Genomic DNA, 10132 nt, shown 5'->3' on the forward strand with positions numbered 1-10132 from the left:
ATGATGCTTGCTGTCGGTGCTCGCGTCCTGCGATCAGGCGCCGACCTCGAAGCGGGCGAACCGCTTGACGGTCACACCGGCCTCGTCGAGCACGGCCTTCACGGTCTTCTTGTTCTCGGTGACCGACGGCTGCTCGAGCAGCACGACCTCCTTGAAGAAGCCGTTCACCCGGCCCTCGACGATCTTCGGCAGCGCCTGCTCGGGCTTGCCCTCCTCGCGGGCGGTCGCCTCGGCGATCCGCTTCTCGTTCTCGACCGTCTCGGCCGGGACCTCGTCGCGGGCGGTGTAGAGCGGGCGCATCGCGGCGGCCTGCATGGCAGCGCCACGGGCGGCCTCGACGTTGTCGCCCTCGAACTCGACCAGCACGCCGACCTGGGCCGGCAGGTCCGCGGCGCGCTTGTGCATGTACGCCGTCACCTGGCCGTCGAACACGGCGACCTTGCCCAGCTCGAGCTTCTCGCCGATCACCGCGGCCAGGGCCTCGATGTTCTCGGCGACGCTCTTGCCGTCGGCCAGCTTCTCGCTCAGCAGGCCCTCGACGTCGCCGACCTTGCTGGCGGCGGCGTGCGCGACGATGTCGGCGGCGAGCTGCTGGAACTGCTCGTTCTTGGCGACGAAGTCGGTCTCGCAGTTCAGCTGGACCAGCGCGTTCTCCGCCGCGGCCACCAGGCCGTTGGTGGCGGACCGCTCGGCGCCACGCTTCTGGGCCTTGGCCGCGCCCTTGATGCGCAGCTCCTCGATCGCCTTCTCGAAGTCGCCGTCGGTCGCCTCGAGCGCCTTCTTCGCGTCCATCATGCCCGCGCCGGTGGTGTCGCGGAGCTTCTTCACGTCAGCGGCGGTGTAGTTCGCCATTCCTCGTTCTCTCGTCTTGTCGATGCGGCTGGATGGGCGGGCTCGAGTGCCGCCCGGTCAGGACCGGGCGGCGACTCAGGGCTGTCAGGCCTCGTCGGCCTTCGGGGCCTCGGCGGCCGGGGTCTCCTCGGCCTTCTCCTCGACCTTCGCCTCGGCGGCAGCCTCCGGCGCGGCCTCGGCCACCGCGGCCTCGGTCGCGACCGGCGCGGCCTCGGCGGCGGCAGCCTCCGGCGCGGCGTCGGCGGCCGGCTTGGCCTCTGTGGTGCCGTTCTGGCTCTCCAGCAGCTCCCGCTCCCAGGCAGCCAGCGGCTCCTCGGCACCCAGCTCCTCACCGGCCGCGGCGGCGCCCTGGCCCGAGCGGGCCATCAGGCCGTCGGCGACGGCGTCGGCGACCACGCGGGTCAGCAGGCCGACCGAACGGATCGCGTCGTCGTTGCCCGGGATCGGGAAGTCGACCTCGTCCGGGTCGCAGTTGGTGTCCAGGATGCCGATGATCGGCAGCTTCAGCTTACGCGCCTCGTCGACCGCGAGGTGCTCCTTCTTGGTGTCCACGATCCACACGGCGGCCGGAACCCGGGCCATGTCGCGGATACCGCCGAGGGTCTTCAGCAGCTTGTCGTGCTCGCGCCGCTTCTGCAGCAGCTCCTTCTTGGTGACGCCGGAGGCGGCCACGTCGTCGAAGTCGATGAGCTCGAGCTCCTTGAGCCGCTGGAGCCGCTTGTTCACGGTCTGGAAGTTGGTGAGCATGCCACCCAGCCAGCGCTGGTTCACGTACGGCATGCCGACCCGGGTCGCCTGCTCGGCGATCGCTTCCTGGGCCTGCTTCTTGGTACCGACGAACAGGATCGCCCCGCCCGACGCGACCGTGCTGCGCACGAACTCGTAGGCGCGGTCGATGTAGGACAGCGACTGCTGCAGGTCGATGATGTAGATGCCGTTGCGCTCGGTCAGGATGTAGCGCTTCATCTTCGGGTTCCAGCGCCGGGTCTGGTGCCCGAAGTGCACGCCGCTCTCGAGCAGCTGCTTCATGGTCACGACGGCCATGAGGTGTTCCTCCTACGGACCCGGTCAGCCGGGTCACTTCTCGGTTGTCTCGCCGCGGACCGGGTGGTCCGCCGCACCTGATGCCCGTCGTGCGCAACCACCCGAGAGGTCCCGGGACCGAAGGAAACGCGCTGTTGTGCGGGCATGCGTAGTCGTCCCACTCACATGGGACGCCACCGGAAGTGTACGGGACCACCCCCGCCGAACGCGAACCGGCCACCGGTTGTCCACAGCCTCGAACTCACCGTCCGCGACCACCCCGTCACGACGGCATCTTCCAGGGTATGAACCTCATCCTCCTGGCCGCCTCCCTGGCCCTCAGCCCCTCGCCACCCACCACCCCAGCCCCGCCACCCGCGGCGCCGCCACCCGTGCGGCCGGCGGCGGTCTGGCCGCTCCAGCCGCGGCCGCAGGTCGTCCGCGGCTTCGAGCTCCCGGCCAAACCGTGGCTCCCCGGCCACCGCGGCGTCGACCTGGCCGGCTCCCCCGGCCAGCCCGTCCTCGCGGCCACCGCCGGCACGATCACGTACGCCGGTCCCCTCGCGGGCCGCGGCGTGATCACGGTCGCCACCGGCCCCAGGCGTACGACGTATGAGCCGGTGGTGCCGGCCGTCACGGTCGGCACCGCGGTGACGGCGGGATCAGTCATCGGCCGCCTCTCCGCCGCCGGCTCTCACTGCCGACCCGCGACATGCCTCCACTGGGGTCTGATCCAGGGCCGGCAGTACCTCAACCCGCTCAGCCTGGTTCCCAACCGCCCGGTCCGCCTGCTCCCACTCAGCACCGACTCGCCACCCCGGGCAGAACCACCGCCTCAACCGTCGCCGCAAGCCGTGCGCGTTAGCGCGCCATCACGGGCCAGCTCGTCCGCCGGCTCACCGGCCGGGCAGCGAACAGCCACGGCCATTGTCGGCGCCACCGCAGCCCTGATGCTGACCGCCGGACTGATGATCAGGCGCCACTAGGCAGCCAGATTGAGCTGCCACGACACCCCGTACCGGTCATTGACCCACCCGAACTTCCGGCTGAACCCGTACTCCCCGAGCGGCATCAGCGTCGCACCCTTCTCGGACAGCGCGGCGTACAGCCGCTCGAGCTCGGCCTCGTCCGCACAGTCGACGAACAGCGACACCGACGGCGTGAAGGAGAACTGATGGTGCACATAGCTGTCGCTGCACATGAACTGCTGGCCCGCCACCGCGAAGGTGGCATGCATGACCGATCCCTCGGCACCCGGCCCTTCCGCGCCGTACCGAGTGATCGCGAGGACCTCGGCGTCGTCGAAGAGCGACAGGTAGAAGTTCATCGCCTCCTCGGCTCCGCCCTCGAACATCAGGAACGTAGTGATCTTCTGACCGGCCATCGACATCCTCCTTTAGTCACGACTTATATAAGTCGCCACTGTAGCAACGGTCGCAGCCGAGCGCGAGACTCAGCTGCCGGGGACGCGCGCCTGCCAGGCGTCCTCGTCGCGGGAGCGGCGCTCGACGCCGGCCGGGAGCTTGTTCTTGGCGAGGTCGACGAGCGTGGTGTGCTCGAGCACGTCGCGCAGGCTGGCGCGGGCGGCGATCCAGACGCGCTGCAGGACGACGGCCCGCTCGTTGTACGCGACGCTCTCGGGCCGGACGCCGGAGATACTCACGATCGGTCCGTCCACGGCGCGCATCACGTCGGCGACCGTGATCTCGTTCGGGTCCACGGCCAGTCGCCACCCGCCCGACTGCCCGCGCTGACTCACCAGCACACCGGCCCGACGGAGGTCGGCGAGGATCCCCTGCAGGAAGCCGTGCGGAATCCCCTGCGCGCGGCTGAGTTCCTCGGCCGACACCACCGACGGGTCGCTCGCCACCCACCGCTGGGTGATCTCGATCAGAGCTCGCAACGCATAGTCAGACTTCGCCGAAACCCGCATGCTCCGCAGTCTGCCCCATCGCCCTACCACCGCGCCGCATCCACACTCGATCGCGGCCCGGGATCAGGCCCGAGGATGCGCCTGTTCGTAGGCCCGGCGGAGCCGGTCGGTCGAGATGTGGGTGTAGATCTGCGTCGTCGCCAGCGATGCGTGCCCGAGCAGTTCCTGGACACTCCGGAGGTCGGCTCCGCCTTCGAGCAGATGGGTAGCAGCCGTGTGCCGGAGGCCGTGCGGCGACAGATCCGGCGCGTCGACTACCGCGATCCGTTCGTGGACGAGGCGTCGTACCGCTCGCTGATCGATGCGGCCGCCACGAGCACCCAGGAAGACCGCCGGACCGCTGCCCTGCCGGACCAGCTGCGGGCGGGCCTCGGCCAGCCACCGGCGGATGGCCTCGGCGGCCGGAACGCCGTACGGGACCGAGCGTTCCTTGCGTCCCTTGCCGAAGACCCGGACGACGCGGCGCGAGGTGTCGATGTCGTCGATGTCGAGGGCGCAGAGCTCGCCGACGCGGATACCGGTCGCGTAGAGAAGCTCCATGATCGCGAGATCGCGGAGCCCGACCGGGCTGCCGTCGTCCGCGGCGACGGCGGCCGCATCCAGCACGGCTCGTGTGTCGGCCTGCCCCAGGACGCCGGGCAGGGTCTTGTGCGGCCGCGGACTGGCCAGCAGCGCGCCCGGATCCGTGCTGATCCGGCCGGTGCGCTGGGCCCACGCGGTGAAGACCCGCGCGGCCGTCGCCCGGCGCGACATCGTGCTCCGGGACTTCCCGAGACTCTGCTGCTTGGCCAGCCAGGATCGCAGCCCGCGGATGTCGAGATCTTCGAGATCATCGTGACCAAGCCGAATCAAATGTTCGAGTAAATCCGCGACATCTCCACGGTAGGCTCTGACCGAGTGAGTGCTGAGGTCTCTTTCCGCCGTCAGATGCCGTTCGTAGTCAGCCAGTAACGTAGCGAAACCCTCCGGCCAGGAGCGGTTCCCACTGACATCGTCCGGCGTCATGCCTTGACGATGCGCGAGCAGACCTCGCATCGCAAGCCACCGCGCGGGGGTCGAAGAGAGGAGGTCTGGTCGATAGCCCGACGGTCGACTACTGTTCGGCCCGATTGCCCTAGTAGCAACGGAGGCACCCCTGACCATGGCCCCCTCAGCGAACGGACAGACCGTAGGCCGGCGATTGCCGGTCGAGTCGGCGTTCACTCGAGTCGAGGACGCGCGGCACCGTCTGCCGCGCTTGTTCGGTCGTCGCGACCTGGTTGTACTTGGCCTGGGCGTGATGATCGGGTCCGGCATCTTCAGCATCAGCGGCGTCCAGGCGGCCAACGTCGCCGGACCGGCCGTCATCGTGTCGTTCGTGATCGCCGCGATCGTCTGTGTGCTGGCCGCGGCCTGTTACGCCGAGTTGTCGTCCACGATTCCGGTCTCCGGTAGCGCGTACACGTTCAGCTATGTGACCTTCGGCGAGATGTGGGCCTGGCTGGTCGGCTGGGCGCTCGTGCTCGAGCTCGTCACCGCGGCCGCCATCGTCGCCCGCGTCTGGTCGGCGTACTTCCTGGCCACCTTGGACGGGTTCGGCGTGACGCTGCCCGACGGCGTGGCGAAGTACTTCGGCCCCGCAGCCGAGATCAACCTCGTCGCTCCACTGCTGTTGCTGATCCTGACCGCCATGATCGTGACCGGGACCAAGCTGTCGTCCCGGGTGCTGACGGTCGTGGTGATCGCGAAGGTCGCCGTGATCCTGCTGGTCGTGATCGTCGGCGCCGCGCACGTCAGCGCGGACAACTACCACCCGTTCGTGCCGATGGCCCGGGCCGCGCCCGCGACCGCCAGCCCGACCTTGCTCGGCTGGATCCTGGACTCGTCGTTCGGCTCGTTCGGCGTGATGGGCATCTTCACCGCGGCCAGCTCGATCGTGTTCGCCTACATCGGCTTCGACCTGATCGCGACCGCGTCCGAGGACGCGCGCAGCCCGCGCAAGACGGTTCCGCAGGGCATGCTGCTCGGTGTCGGCGCCGTCACGATCCTCTACATCGCGATGGCCGTCGTCCTGGTCGGCATGCGCCCGTACGGCAAGCTGGGCGGCAGCGCGCCGGTCTCCGAAGCGCTAGCGGCAGTCGGCGTCGGCTGGGCCGCGAAAGTGGTCAATCTAGGCGCTCTACTGGCGTTGATGACCGTGATCATGGTGGTCCTCATCGCGCAGAGTCGCGTGCTGTTCAACATGGGCCGTGACGGCCTGCTGCCGAAGAGCCTCGGCCGAGTCAGCCGGGTGTACTCCTCCCCCGCCCGCGCCGCGGCTGCCGCCGGCTTCGCCGCCCTGCTGCTGACGCTCTATCCGAAGGTGCTCGACCTGGAGGAGTTGCTGGTCATCGGCGCCCTGTTCTGTTTCGCGTTCTGTGCGGTCGGCGTGCTCACCCTGCGCCGCTCCGAGCCGAACCTGGAGCGCGGTTTCCGGGTGCCGATGGTGCCGCTGATCCCACTGCTGTCGCTGGCCGCGACGCTGTGGCTGATGCTCAACCTCAAAACGAGCACCTGGACCAAGTTCGGCATCTGGATGGCGATCGGCCTGGCGATCTACGGCCTGTACGGGCGCTGGCACAGCCGCCTCGCGAACGAGGACAGCTGGGACTTCGACATCGGCGACACGGACCCGGGGACCGGCGGCCTGCAGGCGATCCGGCACGACCAGGACACCCGGCCGAACGAACTGCGCGCGGTCCGCACGCCGCCCCAGCAACAGCAGAAGCCGACGCGCGGCAAGCACATGCGGAACTGACCCTCGTACTTGACTGCCTAGGGCATCCATCTCCGGATCGTTGTCCACAGGCGAAAAGTGAGGTCCGAAATCGTGGCCTGATCCCGGCATGTTCTGTGTCGGAGGTGGTCATCGATGCGGACCAGGAACGTAGTCGGGCGGTACGGCGAAGATCTCGCCGCGAGGTATCTCACCGCGCACGGTTTCGCCGTGCTCGAGCGCAACTGGCGCTGCGAGCTGGGCGAGATCGACATCGTCGCGCGGGAAGGCGACACGCTCGTCATCTGTGAGGTGAAGACCCGCCGCGGGCTGAACTACGGCAGCCCCTTGGAGTCGATCACCTACCGGAAGCTCACCACGCTCCGGAAGCTGGCCGGCCGCTGGCTGCAGGCCCACCAGCTCAGACCCGCGGCGATCCGGATCGACATCATCTCGGTCCTCTTCGACCAGAACACGCCGCCGACCGTCGACCACGTGCGTGGTGCGGCCTGATGGCGCTCGCACAGACGTGGTCGGTGGCGCTGGTCGGCCTGGAAGGGCATCTGGTCGAGGTCGAAGCAGACATCGCGCAGGGCCTGCCGAAGACGACTCTGATTGGCCTCCCGGACGCGTCACTGTCCGAGGCTCGTGATCGAGTCCGTGCCGCGGTCGTGAACAGCGGCGAGCGATTCCCGGACCGCAAGGTCACCATCGGACTCTCGCCGGCGACCTTGCCCAAGACCGGTTCTCACTACGACGTCGCGATCGCGCTCGCCTTGCTCACGGCAGCTGGTGTGATCGAGCCCGGCGTGCTCCGGCAGACGGCGATCATCGGCGAGCTGGGGCTCGACGGCCGGATCCGTGAGGTCCGTGGCGCCCTGGCGATGACGCTGGCCGCCGCCCGCGCGAACTTCGACCGCATCGTCGTCCCCGAGCTCAACTCGGGCGAGGCCCGCCTGGTCCCCGGCATCGAGGTGTACGGCGTGCGGTCGCTGCGGCAGGTCCTCGCGCTGTTGCGCGGGATCGAGATCCCGGACGAGGCCCCGCCACGCGCCGAGCCGCGACTGTTGTCCGAGTCGCTGACCCGGGTTCCCGAGGTCGATCTCGACGACGTCATCGGCCAGCGCGAGGGACGGCGAGCGATCGAGGCCGCGGCCGCCGGCGGGCATCATCTGTTCCTGCACGGGCCACCGGGATCCGGCAAGACGATGCTGGCGGAGCGGCTCGCCGGACTGATGCCCGACCTGAGCACAGACGACTCTCTGGAAGTGTCGGCGGTGCATTCGCTGGCCGGGCTGCTGACCGGCGAGGCCGAGCTCGTCGTCCGTCCGCCGTTCATCGCGCCGCACCACACGGCGTCGCTGTCGAGCCTGGTCGGCGGCGGCTCGGGGATGCCGCGTCCCGGAGCCATCAGCTGCGCGCACCGCGGGATCCTCTTCATCGACGAGGCCCCCGAGATGCACCCACTCACCCTCGACACGCTCCGCCAGCCACTCGAGTCGGGCTACATCGAGGTGCACCGATCGGCCGCGGTGGCCAAGTTCCCCGCCCGCTTCATGCTCGTCCTCGCGGCCAATCCCTGTCCCTGCGGCCTCTCCGGGACGAACCAAGGGATCTGCAACTGCACTCCTCAGGTGCTCGCACGCTACCGGCAACGCATCAGCGGCCCGATCAAGGACCGCCTCGACATCCAACGCCAGATCCTGCCCGCCGCCCGCGGCATCAGCGACGACGAGAAGCCGGAGTCCACCGCGGTCGTCGCCGCTCGGGTGGGGGCGGCCCGCGACCGCCAGGCACACCGCTACCGCGACACCTCCTGGATCCTCAACAGCGAAGTCCCCGGCCCGGTCCTACGCCGCGACTATCCCCTCGACACCCCGAGCCACAAACTCCTCGAAGACCTCTACTCCGCCGGCCGCATCACCGCCCGCGGCTTTGACCGCGTAGTCCGCCTCGCCTGGACCCTGGCGGACCTCGAAGGCATCCCCCAACCCACCGTCGACCTAACCCACCAAGCCTTCCAACTCCGCACCGGCGAACCCCTGACACCCCGAACCGACACCCGCCCCCTCAAAGGAACCCCAAAATGACCCCCACCTGCACCACCACCCCCGACCACCTCGCAACCACCCCACGCCCCCGCCCCACAACCACCGCAGCCCTCACCCCCACCACTCCTCCACCACCCGACAAGACTTCCGCAGCCAACACACGAGGCGTCCGTGAAACCCCAGCTCTTGCAGAAGGTGTGCTGGAGCAGAGCGCTTGGTTGGGCGGGGAGAGCGGCGCTGGGGACGTGGAGGTTGAGGTGGAGGAGGTGGGTGGGGAAGGCGGATCGGGTGGCATGTGGCTGGGGGCGGTGGGTGGCGGGGATGACGGGGAGAGGTTGGCTCGGGTGGGGTTGTCTCGGGTGGTGGAGCCTGGGGATCTGGCTGCGTTGAAGGCGTTCGACGGGTTGGGAGTGCTGGAGATCTGGGAGTTGCTGCGGCAGCGGGCTCTTGGGACGGAGCGGTGGTCTACTCGGCTGGCGGAGGCTGACCCCGAGCGGGACTTGGAGCGTGCGGCCGCGGCCGGGGCACGGTTTGTGATTCCCGGGGACGACGAGTGGCCGGAGCAGGTGGAGATCCTCGCGGACGCCGGCCAGCTGAGTCGCCGAGCCGGTGTGCCGTTCGGCCTGTGGGTCCGGGGGCCGGCACATCTCGGGCGGGCGCTCGCCCGGTCCGTCGCGATGGTCGGCGCTCGTGCGTGTTCGTCGTACGGCGAACATGTCGCGGCGGAGCTGTCCGCGGGACTCACGGAGAACGGCGTCACCGTCGTGTCCGGCGGCGCCTTCGGGATCGACGCGGCGGCCCACCGAGGCGCTCTCGCGGCCGGAGGGCCGACCATTGCGGTGCTGGCGTGCGGGGTCGACGTCAGCTATCCGAAGCGGAACTCCGCGCTGTTCAGCCGGATCGTCGAGGACGGGTTGGTGGTGAGCGAACTGCCACCGGGATGTTCACCGACCAGGCTCCGGTTCCTGGCCCGCAACCGACTCATCGCGGCCGGCACACTCGGCACAGTCGTGATCGAAGCCGCCGTACGCAGCGGTGCCCTCAACAGCGCCGGCTGGGCCGAGCAATGCGGTCGCGCCGTCCTCGCCGTACCAGGCCCGGTCACCTCACGCATGTCCGAAGGCAGTCACCTGCTGGTCCGTGAACGAGACGCCGTACTCGTCACCAACGTTGCCGACATCATCGAAGCGATCTCCCCGCTGGGCACCCGCCTCACGTCGTACCCGCAAGCCCCCAGAACCATCACCGACGACCTCGACCACGACCTCCGCCGCACCCTGGACGCCGTCCCCGTCATCCACCCCGCCCCCGCCACCCGAATCGCCACCACCGCGGGCCTGGACCTCCCCACCACCCAAGCCTGCCTCGAAACCCTCGCAGACCTAGACCTCATCCACCCCACCGACTCCGGCTGGCGCCTCCCCCCATCCTCAACCCCCTAGCCTCAAGCACCCGCCGTACCTCTGGCACGCAGGCACGCAACAGCCTCTGAGGCCCATCCAGAACCAACCGCCACCAACCCGCGCAGAGCCGACCCGG

Annotated in this window: 10 protein-coding genes; 5 read left to right on the forward strand and 5 right to left on the reverse strand. The window is 69.3% G+C overall.

Annotated elements, in window-relative coordinates; genetic code table 11:
• Positions 1-33: 33 nt before the first annotated feature.
• The gene (gene tsf, locus ACZ6O0_RS26825; RefSeq protein ID WP_465767747.1) at positions 34-852 is read right to left on the reverse strand and encodes a translation elongation factor Ts; all 819 of its coding nucleotides are present in this window, start codon (positions 850-852) and stop codon (positions 34-36) included.
• A gap of 84 nt (positions 853-936) precedes the next feature.
• Positions 937-1896: a 30S ribosomal protein S2 gene (gene rpsB / locus ACZ6O0_RS26830; RefSeq protein ID WP_465767748.1), complete on the reverse strand. Its 960-nt coding sequence runs from the start codon at positions 1894-1896 to the stop codon at positions 937-939.
• Between the two features lie 284 nt (positions 1897-2180).
• Here rpsB and ACZ6O0_RS26835 point away from each other — a divergent pair, with 284 nt between their 5' ends.
• Complete coding sequence (locus ACZ6O0_RS26835) at positions 2181-2861, forward strand: murein hydrolase activator EnvC family protein (protein ID WP_465767749.1); 681 nt, start codon at positions 2181-2183, stop codon at positions 2859-2861.
• Here ACZ6O0_RS26835 and ACZ6O0_RS26840 read toward each other — a convergent pair.
• The 3 genes from ACZ6O0_RS26840 to ACZ6O0_RS26850 all read right to left on the reverse strand — a co-directional run bounded on the left by ACZ6O0_RS26840 (position 2858) and on the right by ACZ6O0_RS26850 (position 4813).
• Positions 2858-3259, reverse strand: a complete 402-nt coding sequence (locus ACZ6O0_RS26840; protein WP_465767750.1) for a VOC family protein — start codon at positions 3257-3259, stop codon at positions 2858-2860. The genes ACZ6O0_RS26835 and ACZ6O0_RS26840 overlap by 4 nt on opposite strands.
• 69 nt (positions 3260-3328) lie before the next feature.
• Positions 3329-3808, reverse strand: coding sequence for an RrF2 family transcriptional regulator (locus ACZ6O0_RS26845; protein ID WP_465767751.1), 480 nt, complete (start codon positions 3806-3808; stop codon positions 3329-3331).
• A gap of 63 nt (positions 3809-3871) precedes the next feature.
• Positions 3872-4813 (reverse strand): tyrosine recombinase XerC, encoded by a 942-nt coding sequence (locus ACZ6O0_RS26850; protein WP_465767752.1) that lies wholly within the window; start codon positions 4811-4813, stop codon positions 3872-3874.
• Between the two features lie 136 nt (positions 4814-4949).
• Between ACZ6O0_RS26850 and ACZ6O0_RS26855 the strand changes: the two genes are divergently transcribed.
• From ACZ6O0_RS26855 to dprA, 4 genes are all read left to right on the forward strand, one after another.
• Positions 4950-6584 carry an APC family permease gene (locus ACZ6O0_RS26855; protein WP_465767753.1) on the forward strand — a complete coding sequence of 545 codons (1635 nt, stop codon included), beginning with the start codon at positions 4950-4952 and terminating at the stop codon, positions 6582-6584.
• A gap of 114 nt (positions 6585-6698) precedes the next feature.
• Positions 6699-7055, forward strand: a complete 357-nt coding sequence (locus ACZ6O0_RS26860; protein WP_465767754.1) for a YraN family protein — start codon at positions 6699-6701, stop codon at positions 7053-7055.
• Positions 7055-8632, forward strand: a complete 1578-nt coding sequence (locus ACZ6O0_RS26865; protein ID WP_465767755.1) for a YifB family Mg chelatase-like AAA ATPase — start codon at positions 7055-7057, stop codon at positions 8630-8632. The genes ACZ6O0_RS26860 and ACZ6O0_RS26865 overlap by 1 nt, the downstream gene beginning before the upstream one ends.
• A 323-nt stretch (positions 8633-8955) precedes the next feature.
• Positions 8956-10035 (forward strand): DNA-processing protein DprA, encoded by a 1080-nt coding sequence (gene dprA, locus ACZ6O0_RS26870; protein ID WP_465767756.1) that lies wholly within the window; start codon positions 8956-8958, stop codon positions 10033-10035.
• The last annotated feature ends 97 nt before the right edge of the window (positions 10036-10132 follow it).

The organism is Kribbella sp. NPDC048837 (assembly GCF_055586945.1).

What these genes read in the sequence shown, in the direction of transcription:
- tsf (WP_465767747.1), bottom strand. Translation starts at nt 852, where the DNA reads ATGGCGAACTACACCGCCGCTGACGTGAAGAAGCTCCGCGACACCACC.
- rpsB (WP_465767748.1), bottom strand. Translation starts at nt 1,896, where the DNA reads ATGGCCGTCGTGACCATGAAGCAGCTGCTCGAGAGCGGCGTGCACTTC.
- ACZ6O0_RS26835 (WP_465767749.1), top strand. Translation starts at nt 2,181, where the DNA reads ATGAACCTCATCCTCCTGGCCGCCTCCCTGGCCCTCAGCCCCTCGCCA.
- ACZ6O0_RS26840 (WP_465767750.1), bottom strand. Translation starts at nt 3,259, where the DNA reads ATGGCCGGTCAGAAGATCACTACGTTCCTGATGTTCGAGGGCGGAGCC.
- ACZ6O0_RS26845 (WP_465767751.1), bottom strand. Translation starts at nt 3,808, where the DNA reads ATGCGGGTTTCGGCGAAGTCTGACTATGCGTTGCGAGCTCTGATCGAG.
- ACZ6O0_RS26850 (WP_465767752.1), bottom strand. Translation starts at nt 4,813, where the DNA reads ATGACGCCGGACGATGTCAGTGGGAACCGCTCCTGGCCGGAGGGTTTC.
- ACZ6O0_RS26855 (WP_465767753.1), top strand. Translation starts at nt 4,950, where the DNA reads ATGGCCCCCTCAGCGAACGGACAGACCGTAGGCCGGCGATTGCCGGTC.
- ACZ6O0_RS26860 (WP_465767754.1), top strand. Translation starts at nt 6,699, where the DNA reads ATGCGGACCAGGAACGTAGTCGGGCGGTACGGCGAAGATCTCGCCGCG.
- ACZ6O0_RS26865 (WP_465767755.1), top strand. Translation starts at nt 7,055, where the DNA reads ATGGCGCTCGCACAGACGTGGTCGGTGGCGCTGGTCGGCCTGGAAGGG.